At 71.7% G+C, this 18372-nt stretch carries 16 protein-coding genes and 1 pseudogene; 7 read left to right on the top strand and 10 right to left on the bottom strand.

Features of this window, described 5'->3' with window-relative positions; genetic code table 11:
• The first annotated feature begins 110 nt into the window (after nt 1-110).
• The 3 genes from G9272_RS41970 (at nt 111) to G9272_RS41960 (ending at nt 3066) form a co-directional block, all read left to right on the top strand.
• Nucleotides 111-1310 (top strand): PucR family transcriptional regulator, encoded by a 1200-nt coding sequence (locus G9272_RS41970; protein ID WP_437184348.1) that lies wholly within the window; start codon nt 111-113, stop codon nt 1308-1310.
• 56 nt (nt 1311-1366) lie between these two features.
• The gene (locus G9272_RS41965; protein ID WP_171401435.1) at nt 1367-1681 is read left to right on the top strand and encodes a hypothetical protein; all 315 of its coding nucleotides are present in this window, start codon (nt 1367-1369) and stop codon (nt 1679-1681) included.
• A 155-nt stretch (nt 1682-1836) separates the two neighbouring features.
• Nucleotides 1837-3066: a PP2C family protein-serine/threonine phosphatase gene (locus tag G9272_RS41960; protein ID WP_171401434.1), complete on the top strand. Its 1230-nt coding sequence runs from the start codon at nt 1837-1839 to the stop codon at nt 3064-3066.
• Nucleotides 3067-3112: 46 nt separating this feature from the next.
• Here the strand turns inward: G9272_RS41960 and G9272_RS41955 are convergent, their stop codons facing one another.
• From G9272_RS41955 to mscL, 5 genes are all read right to left on the bottom strand, one after another.
• Complete coding sequence (locus G9272_RS41955) at nt 3113-3586, bottom strand: hypothetical protein (RefSeq protein ID WP_171401433.1); 474 nt, start codon at nt 3584-3586, stop codon at nt 3113-3115.
• A gap of 122 nt (nt 3587-3708) precedes the next feature.
• Complete coding sequence (locus G9272_RS41950; protein WP_171401432.1) at nt 3709-4566, bottom strand: DMT family transporter; 858 nt, start codon at nt 4564-4566, stop codon at nt 3709-3711.
• 190 nt (nt 4567-4756) lie between these two features.
• Nucleotides 4757-5185, bottom strand: a complete 429-nt coding sequence (locus G9272_RS41945; protein WP_171401431.1) for a DUF3618 domain-containing protein — start codon at nt 5183-5185, stop codon at nt 4757-4759.
• Nucleotides 5182-5622, bottom strand: a complete 441-nt coding sequence (locus G9272_RS41940; RefSeq protein ID WP_171401430.1) for a phage holin family protein — start codon at nt 5620-5622, stop codon at nt 5182-5184. Before G9272_RS41940 ends, G9272_RS41945 begins: the two co-directional genes overlap by 4 nt.
• 75 nt (nt 5623-5697) lie before the next feature.
• On the bottom strand, nt 5698-6147 hold the full coding sequence (gene mscL, locus G9272_RS41935; RefSeq protein ID WP_171402406.1) for a large conductance mechanosensitive channel protein MscL: 450 nt from the start codon (nt 6145-6147) through the stop codon (nt 5698-5700).
• A 243-nt stretch (nt 6148-6390) separates the two neighbouring features.
• On the opposite strand from mscL, the gene G9272_RS41930 reads away from it, so the two are divergent.
• Nucleotides 6391-6837, top strand: a complete 447-nt coding sequence (locus G9272_RS41930; protein ID WP_171401429.1) for an excalibur calcium-binding protein — start codon at nt 6391-6393, stop codon at nt 6835-6837.
• 69 nt (nt 6838-6906) lie between these two features.
• Here the strand turns inward: G9272_RS41930 and ppk2 are convergent, their stop codons facing one another.
• Nucleotides 6907-7872, bottom strand: a complete 966-nt coding sequence (ppk2, locus tag G9272_RS41925) for a polyphosphate kinase 2 (protein WP_171401428.1) — start codon at nt 7870-7872, stop codon at nt 6907-6909.
• Nucleotides 7873-8040: 168 nt separating this feature from the next.
• Here ppk2 and G9272_RS41920 point away from each other — a divergent pair, with 168 nt between their 5' ends.
• Both G9272_RS41920 and G9272_RS41915 read left to right on the top strand, forming a co-directional pair.
• Nucleotides 8041-10317: a catalase gene (locus tag G9272_RS41920; RefSeq protein WP_171401427.1), complete on the top strand. Its 2277-nt coding sequence runs from the start codon at nt 8041-8043 to the stop codon at nt 10315-10317.
• An 85-nt stretch (nt 10318-10402) separates the two neighbouring features.
• A complete protein-coding gene (locus G9272_RS41915; RefSeq protein WP_171401426.1) occupies nt 10403-10876 on the top strand; it encodes an MSMEG_6728 family protein in 474 nt (157 codons plus the stop codon).
• A 25-nt stretch (nt 10877-10901) separates the two neighbouring features.
• On the opposite strand, the gene G9272_RS41910 is transcribed toward G9272_RS41915, so the two are convergent.
• The 4 genes from G9272_RS41910 to G9272_RS41895 form a co-directional block, all read right to left on the bottom strand.
• Nucleotides 10902-12110, bottom strand: coding sequence for an SGNH/GDSL hydrolase family protein (locus tag G9272_RS41910; RefSeq protein ID WP_171401425.1), 1209 nt, complete (start codon nt 12108-12110; stop codon nt 10902-10904).
• Nucleotides 12107-14491, bottom strand: a complete 2385-nt coding sequence (locus tag G9272_RS41905) for a glycosyl hydrolase family 95 catalytic domain-containing protein (RefSeq protein ID WP_171401424.1) — start codon at nt 14489-14491, stop codon at nt 12107-12109. The genes G9272_RS41910 and G9272_RS41905 overlap by 4 nt, the downstream gene beginning before the upstream one ends.
• Before the next feature lie 54 nt (nt 14492-14545).
• Complete coding sequence (locus tag G9272_RS41900; RefSeq protein ID WP_171401423.1) at nt 14546-16342, bottom strand: alpha-galactosidase D; 1797 nt, start codon at nt 16340-16342, stop codon at nt 14546-14548.
• A 160-nt stretch (nt 16343-16502) separates the two neighbouring features.
• A complete protein-coding gene (locus tag G9272_RS41895; protein WP_171401422.1) occupies nt 16503-17684 on the bottom strand; it encodes an ROK family transcriptional regulator in 1182 nt (393 codons plus the stop codon).
• A gap of 358 nt (nt 17685-18042) precedes the next feature.
• On the opposite strand from G9272_RS41895, the pseudogene G9272_RS41890 reads away from it, so the two are divergent.
• A pseudogene (locus tag G9272_RS41890) lies at nt 18043-18323 on the top strand (ADP-ribosylglycohydrolase family protein); the annotation flags it as partial.
• Nucleotides 18324-18372 lie beyond the last annotated feature (49 nt).

Genomic DNA, 18372 nt, shown 5'->3' with positions numbered 1-18372 from the left:
ACCTCCGCGACATCGTGCTGCCACACTGGGCGGCGGACTATGGGCGGCAGGACAGCGCCGCCCCTCCCCGATTGTTCCGGAGAACAAAACGATGGCGTTAAGCTGCGGGAATGGACATCTCGGGCGTGGCCGCGGCGCTTCATTCCAGACTTCCGGAACTGGGTGAGCGGATCGCGCAGCGTATCCGCTCGGACGTCGACGCCTACGACGAGGAGTCGCTGATCCCCTTCGACTCGCTGCGCCGCTCCTGCACGGCCAACGCGGACCTGGTCCTGAGCCACCTCGGTCACGCGGATGCCCCGGACCCGAGCCCGGCCCGCGAGACCGGCCGGGTGCGCGCCGAACAGGGCGTGCCGCTGGCGGACACCCTGCACGCCTACCGGGTCGGCTTCGAACTGCTGTGGACGGAGATCCTTCTGGAGTCACGGACGCATCCCGAGGTCTCCGACGACCAGTTGGTGTCCCAGTCCGCGGAGATCTGGGCGCTGTTCGGCCTGTACGCGGAGGCGGTGGCGGCGGCCTACCGGGAGACCTCCGCCGAGTTGACCTCGCAGGGCCACGCCCGGCGCTCGGCACTGGTGGAGGCGCTGTTCACCGGCGTCCTCGCCGACCGGACCACGCTGTGGGAGGCCGCCCGTGAGCTGGGCCTGCCCGAGCACGGCCCCTACGCGGTGGCCGCGGCGGCGGCCGGCGCGCCCGGCCAGGAGCCTCTGGCGGGCATCGAAGCCGTGTTGCGTCAGGCCCAACTCGCCTCGGCCTGGCGGCTGTTGCCCGACCATCAGATCGGTGTGATCGCGCTGCCCACGCCGGCGGCGGAGAGCGCGGTCCTGCGCGTCCTGCGTCGCGCCCAGGCCCGCGTGGGCGTCAGCCCGTGCTTCCCCTCCCTGCGGGACACTCCACAGGCGCTGCGCTTCGCTCGCCTGGCCCTGGCCGGGCTGCGGGGCACCGGTCCCGGCGTCGCGCGGTTCGACGACAACCCGCTCGCCATGGTGGTGGCCGCCGCTCCGGCGGAGGCGGCGCATCTCGTGGGAGTGGTCCTCCAACCCCTGGTCGACCTCCCGGTCGCGGAACGTGCTCGCCTGTTGGAGACCCTGGAACACTGGTTCGGCGCCGCCGGCTCGGCCACCGAAGCGGCTCAGGGCCTCTTCGTCCACCCCAACACCGTCCGTTACCGGCTACGCCGTATCGAGGAGTTGACGGGCCGTTCCCTCTCCGACCCGCGCGCGGTCGCCGACATCGGCGCGGCGCTGCTGGCCGTCCGCAACGCCGGCGTCGGACCGGGCGAACAGCCGCCGCCCGCACCGGACTGACGCGGCTGCTCACGGGCTTGCGCGGTGAGTACGACCGTGACGGGCGCGGCGACGGCATGAGCGACCTCCGCACCGCGGTGGCCCGCCTCGCGGCCGTCCGTGCTGGACCATCTGGTGAAGGGGGCGACGACGGGTCGGCCCGCGGGGCGGGCACGTCACCGCAGCGGATCGCGGTCTGGACGCTGCCGTGGCCCTTCACCGACGACATCACCCCCTGCGCCTTCTGGGACCGGCCCGGGGAGGGCCCCACCGCCTACCTGCGCACCGGGAAGCCGCCCGCGGCCGGAGAGCCCCGCGGCCGGGGAGCCCCCGTGGAGGAAGGTGAGACCTCCGCTCCGACCACACTTTCGTGCGGCTTTCGTCGCAGGTGAGGAGGATGCCGCCAGCCCTCGGCCGGGGCCGATTGGGCTGTCCGCGATCGGGGAACGCGTCGGGTCCGAGAGACGCGGTTTCCGGGCCCCGTCGCGATCTCCCTTCTATCGTGGAACGGCACAGTGACGCTCGGCACCGAGACAGGCGGCAGGACATGCGGAAACCACTGATCGACTATGTGGCGGTCTTCCGAGCCCTGCCCGGCATGGTGGCCCTCCTCACCCCCGACCTGATCTACGCCGACGCCAACGACGACTTCCTGCGGCTGGCCGGGCGCACCCGCGAGCAGCTGCTCGGCCGATACATCTTCGACGTCTTCCCGGAGAATCCGAACGACCCGGCCGCGGCCGGCATGCGGGAGACCCGGGAGTCGATGCTGCGGGTGGTCGCCACCGGCGAGCGCGACACGATGGCACTGCTGCGTTACGACATCGAGGACCCCCAGCGGTCCGGCGTGTGGCGCGAGCACTACTGGAGCCCCGTGAACGCGCCCGTCCACGGCCCCGACGGGCAGGTGGCACTGGTCGTGCACCGGGTGGAGGAGGTCACCGAGCTCATCCACGCCCGCGGCGGCCCCAACGGCGGGGCCCGAGCCCGGGTGCTGGAGGCCGAGCTGTACACCCGGGCCCGCGAGCTGCAAGAGGTCAACGAACGGCTCCGCCAGGCGCACGCCCATGAGCGGGAGGTCGCTCTCGCCCTCCAGGCGGCGATGCTGCCCGCGCCCGGCCCGACCGGGCCGCACGCCGCCGCCGTGCGCTACCGGCCCGCGGTCGGCGCGCTGAACGTGTGCGGCGACTGGTACGACCTGGTCGACCTGCCCGGCGACAACCTCGCGGTCGCCGTCGGCGACGTCGTCGGGCACGGCCTCGCGGCGGCCTGCACCATGGGGCAGCTGCGCAGCGCCCTGAGCGCCGCCTGCCGCGTGGCGGACGGCCCGGCCCAGGCCCTGGAGGCCCTCGGCCTTTACGCCCGCTTCGTCGACGGCGCCGAGGCGACCAGCGTCGTGACGACCTTCATCGACTGGGACAGCCACACCATCACGTACAGCTGTGCCGGCCACCCGCCGCCCGCCCTCGTGCACCACGACGGGACCGTCACCTTCCTCGACCAGGCCACCGATCCCCCGCTCGCCGCCCGCCCGGAACATCTGCCCCGCCCCCAGGCCCGCACCGGCTTCAGCGAGGGCGCCACCCTCGTCCTGTACACCGACGGTCTGATCGAGCGGCGCGACGAGGACATCTACACGGGCCTGGCCCGGCTCGCCGCCTCCCTCACCCACCACAGACTGTCAGCCCCCGAACCCCTGGCCGACGCCCTCCTCGCCGACCTCCTCCCCACCACCGGCACCACCGACGACACGGCCCTGATCGTCCTACGCCTGTGACCCACCTTCCCGGGACCGGCCCTCGCCCGAGATCGTGCCCACGCCGTCAGTCGAAGGAGCCGGTCGGGTCGGGGCTGCCGGGGGTGTCGGGCAGGGCCGTGTGATCGGGGTGGTCACGGGTGCGGCGGGCTTCCTTCATCTCCGCCTCGTAGAGGTGGTCACGCCCTTCGGCGAGCTGTTGCACCGCCTCGTGCTCCAGTTGTCTGAACACCTGGTAGTACGTCGCGTCGTAGGCTTCGACGATCTGGAACGTCCAGTGTCCCGGGATGACGTTGCGCCCGAGGATCTCCGTCTCGACGCGGTCGGCCCAGCTCTCGTGGCCCGCCCCGCGCAGCAGTGCGACCGTGCGGTCCAGTTCCAGGTCCGCGGTGCCGGTGAGCTGGTGGAACGAGTAGAGGTGCCCACGGGCCCGTTCGATCGTCTCCAGCGCTTTGGACAGTGAGCCGAGCGCTTCCACCGTCTCGTCGCCGACGCCCGGGGGACGCCGGTGCTCGTGGTCCGGACCCTGGAGGTCACCCATCTTCGCCACTTCCTTCGCGCCCAGGGATTCCCGATCTGTCCGGACCAGCACAGCACGGCACGGGCGGCGGCACCGTCCGTGCCGTCCGGATGCGCGATCGGTGGAACCCGATCGAGCCGGTCTCAGCGCACGACGTCGACGAGGTGGGGCACCACCCGGGTGAGCCGCACAACGGCCCAGAGGATGAGGAGCGCACCGATCGCCTCGGGCAGCAGCCACCAGCCCGTACGGATGCTCTCGTCGAACAGCGCCACACCCAGCAGAAGGCTCACCGCCGCGTCACCGATGGTCAGCGCGGGCTGTGAAGCGGCCAGGGGGCCGGCTTGCAGGGCGTTCTCCAGCAGCAGGAGGGCAAGGACCCCGGTGAGCGCGAATCCGTAGGTCTGCCAGGCGGTGAGGAACGCCGGCAGGCCCGCGTCGGCGAGGGTTCCCGTGGCCGACTTCAGCAGGGCGGCGGTCAGGGCGTTGCCGACCGCCGCGGCCGAGGCCAGCGCCGCGGCTCGGAACAACGGCGAGGAGGTGGAGCGCGCGAGGAGGAACGCCACGGTCATCGCTCCCAGGGTGAGCGCCAGGACCGGGATCCAGCGCGCCATGGAAGCCTGCTCCCGGCTGCCGGAGGGGGCTGCCGACGCCAGGAGCACGGCGAGTCCGGCCACCACTCCCCCGACCGCCCACCAGCCTTCGGCCGACAGCCGGCGATGCATGAGCGGCACCGCCAACAGCAGCGCGAAGGGGAGCTCAAGGATGAACAGGGGCTGGACCAGCGCCATGGGACCGTTGATGAGGGCCAGGGCCTGGAACACCGCGGCGCCCACCACGCCCGCGATGCCGATCGACCAGGCGGGCCGCCGCGCGAGGGCGAGCAGCAGCCGTACTCCGCCGCCCTGTTCCACCGTGGAGGCGGCCTTGCGCTGGAACGCCGTGCCCACCGCGTTGCTGACGGCGCCGAGGACGGCGAAGAGCACGGCGAGCACCATCATGACTCCGGTGTGTGCGGATCCTCGGCCGTCGCGTCGTCACCGCCTGGTCGGCTGATCGCTGCCGGACGGACCAGGTGGACCGGAGGGACCGATCGCTTTGGCCGCAGTCTCACACCTGGGGGCATGATCCGCAGTTCGGCGGCGGGCGCCGCCCGCCCGGTGTGCCGACGGCGCCCTGTCCCGCCGGCGGCTACTTCTTGCCGCGGCGCAGCAGCAGGTAGGCGACGGTCACCGCCACGGCGGCGCCGATGAGGGCGGCGCGATGATCGCGCACCTGTCGGGGCGCCTTGTCCTGCCACATCTGCTCGGCCTGCCCGGCCTTGGCCCTGACCTGGACGACGGCCGCGCCGGCCGTGTCCTTGACCGGGGCCGGGACCTTCTCCTCCAACAGGTGGGCCGCCTCGGCCGCCTTCGTCCTGGCCTGCTCGGACAGATGCGCCGCCGTGATGCCGGCCTGTTCCTTCAACGCGGTCGCCTTCTCCTGTGCGCGGGCCTTGACGTCCGTCTTCGCGGCCAGTGCCTCGACCGTCTCGCCGAGTTCGTGGCGGGTCTGCTCGACCTGTCGGCGCAGTTCTTCGGGGTCGGCGGCGGTGGGCTCGTCATGGGGTGGCTGGGTCATCGTCGTGCACTCTCCTTGATCTCCGACACATCGGCTTTCACGCTGTCGACGGTCCGCTCGGGCACCGGTGGGGCGGCCGCGCCGACCTGCTTCTTGCCGGTCAGGGCCAGCACGGCGGTGATCACCGCCAGCACGGCCGTGACGATCAGGGCCGCGGCCCAGACCGGGAGCGGCACCGCGATCGCGGCGATCGCGGTGGCGACCAGCGCCTGGAGGGTGAGGAAGCCGAAGAGTCCGGCCCCGCCGAACAGTCCACCGCCCTTGCCGTAGCGCTTGCCCTTCTCGACCATCTCCGCCCGTGCGAGCTGCATCTCGCCGCGCACCAGTTCGGTCAGCTGCTGCGAAGCGCGTTGCACCAGGTCGCCGACCGACTCACCGCCGTCGGCGGTCCGCGCGCCGCGCTCACCGTCCGTGCCGTACCGTCCTGCTTCAGCCATAGCCTTCACCCCTTCCTCTCGGTGCCGCACCGGGTACCCGGTGACCGGCGGGAGAGACATCCCGGAACGGGCCCGTCAGGCCTGCGCCCGTGTCTCCCCCGCGCCGGCCGTGTCGGGAAGGGGCACGAGGTCGCTGGTGCAGAACCCGCAGCGGCGCGCCTGGGCGGGGACGGGGTTGAGGCACTCGGGACAGTCCCGCTTGTCCGCCTGGACGTCCTGGTGCGGGGCGAAACGTTCGTGCAGCTTGTTGATCGGCAGAACGACGAGGAAGTACAGGACGCAGGCGATCAGCAGAAAACTGATGACGGCGTTCACGAAACTTCCGTACGGGAAGACCGCCCCGCCGACGGCGAAGGTCCTGCGGCTGTAGTCGCCCGTCGCACCGGTCGCGAAGCCCACGACGGGGGTCAGGAACGCTTTCACGAAGCCGTTGACGAGTGCGGTGAAGGCCGCGCCGATCACGATGCCCACGGCCAGGTCGACCACGTTCCCGCGCAGTATGAAACTGCGGAACCCTCCCAGCAGATCCCTCACAGTGCACTCCGTTTCTCTCGGCTTCACCCGGCTTCACCCGGCTGCTCGCGGCTTCGCCGGGCGGTAGCGGGTAGCGGCGGTCGGAGGACGTCTTGCCGCGTCGGCGCCGGTCACACCACCGCCGGCGGCCCGGAGGATCGGGGCGGCTCCACCCGGATGGCCGCTCGCCTCGCGCGACGGCGTCGGTCGTTGCCTAGCGTCGAAGCGACGGCCCCCGGCCGGGAGGAGACACCCATGCCCCATCGCACCGTCGTCGCGGGAATAGCCGCGACGATCATGACCTTCGCTCCGCTGTCCGGAGTGGCCCACGCCCAGGACATCGACTGCCGCGACTTCACCTACCAGGAGGACGCCCAGGCGGAGTTCGACCGGGACACCAGCGACCCCAACCGCCTCGACGAGGACCAGGGACCGGACGACGGCATCGCCTGCGAGGTCCTCCCTCGCCAGTCGCCGCCCACCCTCGTTCCCGCCACGAGCATTCCGGCGCCGGTCCCGACCAGCTCCGCGCCGGTGACGATCAGCCCCGCGGCGCTGCCCAGCCTCGGTGTGCGCGGCGGCGTCGGCGGCGCCATGACCGCGGGACCGTCCGGCTGGGACATCGGCATCGGCGCCTCCCTGACGGCGGCGGGCCTGCTGGCCGGCGCCGCTTGCGTGAGACGGCGCCGGCGCCGCGTCTGACCGACCCCGGCCAGGGCCTCGCCGGCAGCGCCGTGCGGGCATCCCGTGCGGACGGACCCGCACCGCGCTTCAGGAGGCCGTGCCGCCGGGATGCCGGCCGGGGCCCTCGGTCCGGTTGGTCAGCGGAGTCGGCGACAGGACGGTGTCCTCTTCGCCCGGCTCCAGGAGGGTGGCGGCGGCACCTACGACCAGGGGGTCCGGGCTGCCGACCGCTTCGGCGTCCTTGGCCGCGTAGTCGACGCGGGACAGCAGACTGCGCATGGCTTCGAGGCGGCCCCGACGTTTGTCGTTGCTCTTGACGACCGTCCAGGGGGCGTGCGCGGTGTCGGTGACACGGAACATCTCGACCTTGGCGGTGGTGTACTCGTCCCAGCGGTCGAGGGAGTCGAGGTCGGTGGGTGAGAGCTTCCACTGGCGTACCGGGTCGACCTGGCGGATCGCGAACCGCGTCCGCTGCTCGGTCCTGGAGACGGAGAACCAGAACTTCACCAGGATGACGCCGTCCTCGACGAGCATCTCCTCGAAGAGCGGGCACTGCTTGAGGAACAGTTCGTATGCCTGTTGCGTGCAGAAGCCCATGACCCGTTCGACGCCCGCCCGGTTGTACCAGGAGCGGTCGAAGAAGACGATCTCACCCGGCCCGGGGAGATGGTCGACGTAACGCTGGAAGTACCACTGGCCCTGCTCCTGTTCCGTGGGCTTGCCCAGGGCCACGATCTTCGCGCCGCGGGGATTGAGGCGTTCGGTGAATCGCTGGATGGTGCCGCCCTTGCCCGCCGCGTCCCGCCCCTCGCAGATCACGACCAGACGGGCGCCGGTGTCATTGACCCAGCGCTGGAGCTTGAGCATCTCGATCTGGAGGACGCGCTTGGTGCGCTCGTACTCCCTGCGGCTCACCTTGCGGTCGTAGGGGTAGTTCTCCCGCCACGTGGTGATCGGCTGACGTGCGCCGTCGAGCAGCACCGGCTGTTCCGGTCTGCGGTCGTCCACCGTCAGCCCGTCGAGCAACCGGGCCTCGACCTCTTCACGATCCATCGGTTCCGCGCCTCCTTGAAATGCGTCGCTCGCGTCAACCGGGTTCCGTGCCGGTGATCACCTCAAACGCGAGCGCACCTGGTGCGCGGCCCTGCGGGCCGTGAGAGCGTGGCACACCAAATGCCCTTTTTGTACATTTTCGGGTATGTATCGGAGGACTGTCATTTCATGAGCGAGACCAACCCCCTCAAGCGGGCGGCCCAGAAGATCACCGACAGCCTCCGGGGCGACGGCGGGGCGCCGGAGGAGGGGATCCCCGGCAAGCCGGCGCCCGAGTCGCCGTCCGTCGCGGAGCCGACGGAGCCGCGCGACCCGCTGCCGCCCAAGCCGGATCAGAGCGGCCCCGACACCGTGTCACCGACCGGGCAGCCGACGGGCGCCGATCAGGCCCGTACGGCGCAGTCCGGCAGCTATCTCACGACCGCCCAGGGCACCCGGCTCCACGACACCGACCACTCGCTCAAGGCGGGGCCCCGGGGGCCCGTGCTGCTCCAGGACCACCATCTGCGCGAGAAGGTCATGCACTTCGACCACGAGCGCATCCCGGAGCGCGTGGTCCACGCCCGGGGCGCCGCGGCGCACGGCACGTTCCAGAGCTACGGCACGGCGGCCACCGTGACCAAGGCGGCGTTCCTCGCCGAGGACGAGGAGACGCCGGTGTTCGTGCGCTTCTCCACGGTGCTGGGGTCGCGGGGGTCGTCCGACACCGTACGGGACACCCGGGGATTCGCGACGAAGTTCTACACCAGCGAGGGCGTCTTCGACCTGGTCGGGAACAACATGCCCGTCTTCTTCATCCAGGACGCGATCAAGTTCCCCGACATCATCCACGCCGGCAAACCGCACCCGGACCGGGAGATCCCGCAGGCGCAGAGCGCACACGACACCTTCTGGGACTTCGTCACCCTGCACACCGAGGCCACCCACCACACGCTGTGGAACATGTCCGACCGGGGCATCCCGCGCTCGTTCCGGACGATGGAGGGCTTCGGCGTCCATACGTTCCGCCTGGTCAACGCCGAAGGCGCGACGACGCTGGTGAAGTTCCACTGGAAGCCCCAGCTGGGTGTGCACTCGCTGGTCTGGGAGGAGGCGCAGATCATCAACGGCGTCGACCCCGACTTCCACCGGCGGGACCTCGCGGACGCCATCGAGGCGGGCGCGTACCCGCAGTGGGAGCTGGGCATCCAGACGTTCCCCGACACCCCGGACCAGATGTTCGAGGGCATCGACCTGCTGGACCCGACGAACCTCGTGCCCGAGGAGCTCGCGCCGGTGCAGCCGGTCGGGCTGCTGACCCTCGACCGCAACCCCTCGAACTTCTTCGCCGAGACCGAGCAGGTCGCCTTCCACGTCGGCCATCTCGTGCCGGGCGTCGACATCACCGACGACCCGCTGCTCGCGGGCCGGCTGTTCTCCTATCTGGACACCCAGATCACCCGCCTGGGCGGCCCCAACTTCCCGCAGCTGCCCATCAACCGTCCGCACGCGCCCGTCAACGACATGCTGCGCGACGGCCTCCACCAGACGGCCGTGCACCGGGGGGTCGCCCCCTACCGGCCCAACTCGCTCGACGGCGGCTGCCCGTTCCTCGCGGGGGCGGACACCGGGGCGTTCATCGAGGCTCCGGTGCGGGTGCCGGAGAGCACCAGGGTCCGCGAGGCGCCCGAGTCGTTCGCGGACCACTTCAGTCAGCCCCGCCGGTTCTGGCTCAGCATGTCCCCGCTGGAGCGCGAGCACATCATCGGCGCGTACACCTTCGAGCTCGCCAAGTGCTACGAACAGGCCATCCGGGAGCGGGCCCTGCTGGTCCTGGCCAACATCGACCCGGAGCTGTGCGGCGAGGTGGCGACGGGCCTCGGACTGCCGGCGCCCGCGCCCACGGTGCCCCTGGCCGACGTCCAGCCCAGCCCGGCCCTGTCGCAGCTCGGCCGTACCTGGCCGACGGACGGCCGCGTCATCGGCATCGTCGTCGGCCCGGACGGCGACCTGGACGGCGTACGGGCCGTGCGTGAGGCGGTCGTCGAGGGCGGCATGGTCCCGCTGGTCGTCGCCCAGGCAGGTGGCGTCCTCGGCTCCGGCGAGGGCGCTGTGACCGTGCAGCGCACGTACGCCACCGCGCGGTCCGTCGAGTTCGACGCGGTGCTGCTGGCCGGTCTGCCCGGGGTCGGAAGCGACGCGTACGGCGCGCGCGACGCCAAGGCGTTCCCCGCCGCCGCGCAGCAGCTGACGGGCGATCCCCGCGTCACCCTGCTGGTGTCCGAGGCCTTCCGGCACGGCAAGGCCGTGGGCGCCTGGGCGGGCGGCGAAGCCGTCCTCGAAGGGGCCGGGGTACCCACCGGCGCGCCGGGCGTGGTGGTCGGTGACACCGGTACGGCCGCCCTGGAACAGCTCGTCCCGCTGTTGGGCGGGCACCGCGTGTGGGACAGGTTCACCGTGGCCTGAGCAGTCCGGCCGGGGCGGCACCCGTCGATCGGTGTGCCGCCCGGGCCGCGTTGTGGAAACGCTTCCGCCATATGGGGGTCGGACCGTGCAGACCTTTCTGCCGTACCCGGACTTCACCGCGTCGGCCGCCGCCCTGGACCCTCGTCGGCTGGGCAAGCAGCGGGTCGAGGCGCTCCAGGTGCTGCGGGGTCTGACGGTCACCGGCTACGGATGGCGCCACCACCCGGCGGTGCGCATGTGGACCGGGTACGAGGAGGCACTCGTGCGCTACGGCCTGGAGGTCTGCGGTGTGTGGACGGCGACCGGACGTGCGGACACCTGCGCCGCCTCGCTGGTGACCGGCTTCGCCGGGCAGCGGGCCGGCATCCGCACGCAGGAGCGGCTCGCGGCGGCGGGGGAGCTGCCGCCGTGGCTCGGCGATCCCGCGTTCCACCGCAGTCACCGATCCGCGCTCGTGCGCAAGGATCCCGAGTTCTACGCGGCTCTGTTCCCCGGCGTGCCCGACGATCTGCCGTACGTCTGGCCGGCCTCCGACCGGACCGCGCCCCGCGAGGGGTGAGCCTCCCCCCTCGCGCGGCCCGTCGTCAGGTGCAGTCGAGCGCCGTGAGGTCCACCGCGTCGGCCATCGCCTGCATCCCCTTGTCGTTGGGGTGCAGATGGTCGCCGCCGTCGAAGAAGGGCAGGATCCGCTCGGGGTCGTAGGGGCTGCGCAGGATGCGGTCGAAGTCGGTGACGGCGTCGAACTCCCCGCTGCTCCGGATGAACGTGTTGACGTCCTGGCGTACGGACTCGGCGGCCGGGTCCCACTCCGACCAGCCTTCGAAGGGGGCCACGGTGGCGCCGACGACACATTTTCCGGCCGCGTGCGCACGGCGGACGATCTCCCGGTATCCGGCGATCATGTCCTGGGCGGTCACCCCGGTGTGCGCCTTGATGTCGTTGACGCCCTCGAAGAGGAACACGGTGCGTACTCCCGGCTGCGACAGCACGTCCCGCTGGAGCCGGTTCAGCGCGCTCTGGCCGGCTCCGTCCGCGAGGACCTTGTTGCCGGAGATCCCCCCGTTGGCCACGCCCTTGACCTCGGTGTCCGCCCGCTGGAGTCGGCGGGCGAGGTAGTCGGGCCAGCGGCGGTCGAGGTCGGCGGTGGACTGCCAGCCGTCCGTGATGGAGTCGCCGAGCGCGACCACCGCGCCCGTCGCCGCGTTCGCCCGGACCGAGACGGAGTCGAGGTAGAACCAGGAGCCGGTCGTCGCGCTCCACGGGTCGCCGCTCTCCTCCGCGGCGTGGTCGCCCTGGGCGAGGTACGAGGTCTGCATGGCCATCCCGTGACCGCTCGCCGGGCCTCCCGCGTCCGGCGAGTGCAGGCTGACCACCAGGTCGGTGGCGGCCGACAGCCTGCCGGGCAGCGCGTCGCTCGACGCGGTGCCGCCGGCGGGGATCGTGACGAAGTGCGCGCCGCCGAAACTCAGCCGCCGGTTGCTGCCCCGGACCAGCGTCGCGCCCTCCTGCTGGACTCCCGCGTAGACGCTGTCGAAGGTCACCGGCCGGTCGCCGAAGGCGTTCGTGAGCCGGATCCGCAGGTCGGCGCCGCCGACGCTGGTGCGGACGACGAGCCGGTAGCCACGGTCGGCGACGCCCTCCCCCAGCCGGTCCGCGGACGCCGCCCAGGTGACGACATCGTGCCCGGTGTCCGCCGCGCGGGCGACCGCCGGGAAGGCCTGCGGCAGGACGACGGCGAGCAGGACGGCGAGGACGGCGACGAGCACGCGGAGCGGCGTGCGGCGGGCCGTCATCGGGTGAAGCCCTTCAGCGTGACGGACTTCCCCGGCCGTAGGTCCACCGTCCGGGACGTCCCGCCGTGCGCCACCGTCGTGGTCCGGCCGCCGACGCTGCGCAGCCGCACCGAGGTGGGTGTGCCGTCGCGCCACCGCAGGTCGACGACGAACCCGCCGCGCGCGGGCAGGCCGGTGACATACCCGGAGGCGGCCCAGGCGTCGGGCAGGGCGGGCAGGAGTTCGAGATGCCCGGGGCGGGAGTACAGGAGCATCTCCGTCATCGCCGCCGGGGTGCCGAAGTTGGCGTCGATCTGGAAGATGCCCCGGCCCTGTTCGACCTCGTAGATGTCGAACAGGTTGAAGGCGGTGCCGTTGCCGCCGCCGGTCGACGGGCGGAGGTTGGTCGTGACCAGCTCGTACGCCTTCTCCGCGTGCTTCAGTCGGGCCCAGCACAGGGCGCGCCAGGCATTCGCCCAGCCGAAGCTGTTCATGCCGCGCGCGGTGAGGAGGGCGGTGGCGCCGTCGACGGTCTCCTGCGGGGTCGAGCCGTCGGGGCGGATGCGGTCGCCGGGGAACAGGCCGACGAGCGGGGAGAGGTGCCGGTGGGTGGTCTCGCCGAGGTTGTCGGGTGACATCCACTCCTCCAGCCACCCCGTCTTCGGGCTCACCTCCGGCAGGTACAGCCGTTTGCGCAGGCCGGCGATGGTGGCCGCGTAGGCGGCGTCCTTGCCCAGTTCCCCTGCCGCGGCCTGGTAGTGGCCGAACAGCTCCCACACCAGCTCCTGGGCGTAGGTGATGCCCTGGGCGTCGAGCGGGCCGTGTTCGGGCGACCAGTCGCTGTCGGCTACGAGGACCTCTCGCGCGCTGCCGGGCAGGGTCGTGGGCAGCAGCCGTGCCTCCCAGAACTCGCAGGCGCCCTTCAGCAGCGGGTAGATCTTGTTCAGGTGGGTGCGGGAGCCGGTGAACTCGTAGTGCTCCCAGAGGGTGTTGGCGAGCCAGGCGTTGCCCGCGGGATGCCACCACCAGCCCATGCCGCCGTGCGGGTTGGTGGAGATCGCGACGGTCCAACCGGCGTTCTTTCCGGTGGAGTTGCGGTAGCGGTTGCGCGGGTCGTTGAACAGGGACCGGGTGAGGGCGGTCCAGGAGGGCAGTTGGGCGAGGCAGTAGTCGGTGAGGGCGTCGAAGCACGGGGACAGGCCCGTACGGTCGGCCATCCAGTAGTTCATCTGGAGGTTGATGTCGGTGTGGTAGTCGCCCATCCAGTCCGGGTCGTTGCCGTCGAGCCACAGTCCCTGGAGGTTGAGGGGAAGGCTGCCACGGGATCCGGAGATCATCAGGTAGCGGCCGAACTGGAGGTAGGCGGCTTCGAGTTCGGGGTCCGGGGTCCTGTCGCGGGCGCGCGCGGCGAGGCGTTCCCAGGTGTCGAGGGAGCGCTGTTCGGCGGTCGACGTGCCGAGCGAGAGGTCGAGCCGGCCGTAGAGGGCGCGGTAGTCGGCGACATGGGTGCGCAGCAGCGTGCCGGCCGGGTGGGCGGCTGCCGCGCGGACCTTCGTACGGGCCAGTTTCTCGGGGTCGAGGGACGGGTCGCGGTACTTCGCCCGGGCGTCGGGTGCGTAGTTGGTGCCGCCGCTGACGACCACCGTGAGGTCGGTGCAGCCGGAGAAGTCGATCCGTGCGCCGTTCACCCGGACCCGGCCGCCGGTGCCGTGCGCCGTGACGGCCGCGCCGTAGCGCAGACCGCCGGGGAAGGAAGCGCCGAAGGACTCCGCTCCGCCACCCGTCTCGCCGTGTGTGCCGTCCAGGGTCACGGACCCGGTGTACCGGCCGCCGCCGCTCTGGGTGAAGTGCAGGACGATCACGTCGTCCGGGCGGCTGGCGAAGATCTGCCGCCGGTACGTCACCCCGGCGCGGACGTACGTCGTCGTGAGCAGGGCCTGGGAGAGGTCGAGGGTGCGGCGGTAGCCGTTGACGGCGGACAGGTCGTGGTCGGGGATGTCCACGGCGAGCCGGGCGAGCAGGGTGAAGGAGCCGAAGTCGGTGCGGCCGTACGGGAATTGGCCGTCGGCGTCCAGCTTGTCGTTGAGGCCGCCGGTCCACAGGGTGGCGTCGGTGATCAGCAGGAGTTCCCGGCCGGGGTCGTTGCTCGCGAGTGCTCCGAGACGGCCGTTGCCGACGGGCAGGCCCTGTTCGATCATGGACTGGTCGTCGGCGGGGGCCTGCCACCAGAGCAGGTGCCGGGAGTCCTCGGTGGGCGGCGGCGCGTCGGTGGGGCGCCGGGGTGCGGCGGCGGCGGTGAAGGCGGGCAGGCCGGCCAGGGCCGCGGCGGTGAGACCGGCGGCGAGGAGGGTGCGTCTGTCGGGGAGGGTGCGTCTGTCGGGGCCCGTCGGGCGGGGGTTCATGGCGGCTCCGGAGGTCTGAGGGGGCCCGGGTGCGGTACCGGGCCCCGGGTGTCGTCAGGAGGTCTTCGGTACGTCGATCCGGTCGATGTCCGGCGCGTAGCCCGAACCGCTGTCGAAGGTGATCGTGTTGGCGCCCGCCTTCAGCGTCACCGGCACATGGACGCGGGCGACGGTCCCCCAGTCACCGGTGGCGGGGAACGTGTGGCGGGTGGCGCCGCCGCCGTTGGCGGAGACCGCGGCGGCCCGTGCGTCGCCGCTGATGTAGGCGACCTCGATCTGATACGTGCCGGGCTTGTCGACGACGACGTCGGTGAAGGTCAGTTCGCCGCCGAGGTAGAGGTTGCCGACCTTGCGGTCGCCGGAGCAGGTGGAGCAGTCGGCGGCGGAGGCGTTGCCGCCGAGGATGTTGGCCGGGGCCTCGGCCTCGTAGCCGGTGCGTTCGAGTGCGCTGCCGCGCGGGGTGACGGTGAACAGGCGGGAGCCGTGGGCGGGCAGTGCCTGGGTGATCCGGTTCTTGTACGTGCCGAGGTTCTCGTGATTCCACAGGTCACGGACGGCCGCCTTGCCGGTGAAGCCGAGCGTCGTCCAGTCGGCGCTGACCGAGGCAGGCGCGTCGGCCAGGTTGAACAGGGCGACGGTGTAGGTGCCGTCGGGGTTCTCGGCCGCCCACACACGCTGGGGGTCGGACGGGGTGACCGGGTGCACGGGCGGCGCGGCACCCTGGTTGACGGCGATGACCTCGCGGTTGGTCAGCAGGGACAGGCCGTAGGAGTCCAGGCGGGTGAGGTCGTCGCCGGTGTAGAGCGGCGACTTGGCGATGGCCCACAGGGTGGCGTAGGTCTGCCGCTCGGCCTTGGTCAGGCCGTCCATCGCGCCGTTGCCGATGTCGAGCGAGTCGAGGTCGTTCCAGCCTCCGGGGCCGGCGTGGCGGGTCCAGGCCGGGGTGTCGTCGAAGCGGTCGTCGACGGAGTTCTCCCAGGAGACCAGGGTGTTGCAGTAGCACTCGACGTCGGTGTCGATGCGCCAGCCGTCGGTGTACTTCTTCCAGTCGGCGGCATGTCCGATGTCGAGGGACCAGGACACCTCCAGGTGGATCGGGCGTCCGGTGGCGGCGATCGCCTTCTGCCAGGCGGCCACGTCGGCGACGTTGTCGTAGTTGTCGCCGCTCTTGAAGGAGCCGGGACCGACGCCGTCGAGCTTGAGGAAGTCGTAGCCCCAGTCGGCGAACATCCGCGCCTGGGAGTCGATGTACTTCTGCGCGCAGGGGTCGGAGAAGTCGATCTTGTAGGCGCTGTCCCAGCCGTTGGTGGTGCGCAGGTCGTCGTGGACGATGTCGGCCGTGGTGCAGCCTGCGGCGTTCCAGATCGGGGCCTTGCCGTCGGCGTACGCCTCCTTCTCCAGGCCCACGGGGAGGTAGATCCCCGCCTTGAGGCCCTTGGCGTGCACGTGGTCGGCGACGGCCTTCATGCCCCGGGGGAAGCGCTGCGGGTCGGCCTTCTGGCGGGCGTACCGGTCGAACTGCGGCTTCCAGGCCTTGTCGCGCCACCAGCCGGCGTCGATGTTGACGTACTCGTAGCCGTACTTCTTGAGTTTCGCGGCCAGGGCGTCGGTCTGCTTCAGGACGTTGGCCTCGGTGAGGTAGCTGTAGTCGCCGTCGGGGTTGAGGCCCGGGTACTTGGAGGACTGCATGCTCCAACTCGACCAGCCCATGTACGGCTTGGCGGCCGGCCCCGGTGCGGTGCTCTCGGCGTGGGCGACGGGGGCGACGGTGGCGGTGCCCAGGGCGAGAGCGAGAACGACGGCGGCTCTCAGGGCGCGTGCGGGCAGGACGGAGTGCGAGGGTGACCGCATGGGGTCTGACCTCCTGGGTGGGGGCGGGTTGGGGGTGGGGGTGGGGGTGGGGGGTGGGGTTCGGCTGAACGGCTCCGGAGCGGCCGGTCGTGGCTCCCACCGATGGCGGGCCGCTGCGAACCGGCGCCGGCCGGAGCGTGCGGGGACGCTGCTCGTACGGTCAGTTCGGTTCGGTGATGAAGGACTGGATGGCGGTGGCCGCGGCGCCGCGCGCCCACTCCTCGAAGGGCAGCGGGCGGGTCTGGAGGTCGCACTGCGCGGCCGAGCCGAAGGCGGCCGCCGCGAAGGCGCTGCGGATCTGCTCGGCGAAGAGGTCGTAGGCGGCCAGGCCCTCGCCGGAGATGACGACCCGCTCCGGGCCGAGCAGATTGGCCACGGTGGCGATGCCGCGGCCGATCGCCTCCCCCGCCCGTGAGTACGCGTCACGGGCGTGCGCGTCGCCGCGGCGGGCGAGGTCGACGGCCTCGGTGGTGTCGGTGACCTCGACGCCGCTCAGTTCGCGGATCCGGGTGAGGATCGCCGGGTCCGCGGCGATCGCCTCGACGCAGCCGCGGTTGCCGCAGTGGCAGAGCGGCCCGTTCGGGTCGACGGTGACATGACCGATCTCGCCGGCCACCCCGTGCGCCCCGGCGACCACCCGGCCGTGTACCACCAGGCCGCAGCCGACGCCCGCGCCGACGGTCACCACGGCGAAGTTCGACAGGCCCACGCCGGCGCCGAACCACTGCTCGGCGACGGTGAGGGCCCGTACGTCGTTGTCGACGGTGACCGGCAGGCCGGTGACGACGGAGGCGAGTTCGGCGAGCGGTACGTCGCGCCACTCCAGGAACGGCGAGTAGCGCACCACACCCTCCCCGCGGTCCACGTCGCCGGAGACGGCGATGCCCAGCCCCATGACGCGTACGCCGTAGCCGTCCGCCTCGGTCAGCAACTCCCGCACGACCTCGGCGGTCGACGCCAGGACCGCCTTGGCGGCACGGTCGGTCAGCGGCACGCGCCGGGCGAGCAGGATCCGGCAGCGCAGGTCCGTGAGCACGCCGAAGATCGCGTCTCCGGTGAGCTTGAGCCCGAGGAACAGCGCGCGGCCCCCGTCGACCCGGACCAGGTTCGCGGGCCGCCCGAGCGCGGTGCGGGCCTCCGTGTCCACGTCCTCCACCAGGTATCCCGACTCGATCAGCGGCCGGACCGCCTTCGTGACGGCCGCCGCCGACAGCCCGGCCCGCCGGGCCAGTTCGAGCCGGGTGAGCGGGCCCTGGGACAGGACAGTGGTGAAGACCTGCGAAGCGGCCGGCGTTCCGGCGGGGAACGTCTCGGCGGGATGCGCGGCGAAGGACGAGGGCATGGCCCGGAACCTAGGGCCCTTATTTTCCGCTGTCAATGAAAGAAACAGGAATTAGCCGAAGGTCCGCTCTGAGCCCTGAGTTCCTTTCAAAAGACCTACGGCGACGAGGTATTGACGTGCGATCGAAGCTGATGCTCCCCTGAGGACCACGACGACGACGCCCACCACACCGAACCGAAGCCCTGTTCCACCTCACCTGCGCCCGCAGCTCCTGGGCATGGCGTTAGGTGACCTGTACGGATGCCTCAGACCCACGGTGTCTCAGGCGGCGCACCTCCGTAGACGAGGCCCTTTCGCCGCCGATGGTTCGGGGAGCCGAAGAAGGAACAGGGCCGCCGGCACGGTCGTCGGCTCAGCGGTGGGTGACGCCCTGGGTGGCCCTTTCGAGTTCGTCCCCCTGGAGCCTTCTCCGCGCGGTTTCCCGCGCCTGGTGCCGGTGGAGAGATGTGCGGAGGCGGTGGCTGGGACCCCGGCGAGGCCACTGACGACACGCAGATGGCCGTCCTGGTCGCGGAGCCGCTGCTGGAGCGGGGCGGACTGGATCTGCCGGACATCTTCGCCCGCTTCCAGCGGTGGGCGGCATCAGACCCCAAGGACATCGGACTACAGACCGAAGACGTCCTGACCAACGGCATGCCGAACGCTACGCCAAGGCCTCCTGTGTCAGCCCGGCACGCAACCGCAACCG

The organism is Streptomyces asoensis, assembly GCF_013085465.1.
Taxonomy (GTDB): domain Bacteria; phylum Actinomycetota; class Actinomycetes; order Streptomycetales; family Streptomycetaceae; genus Streptomyces; species Streptomyces cacaoi_A.
Note: the sequence above shows the minus strand (reverse complement) of the source record. Positions and strands in the feature narration are given on the sequence as shown.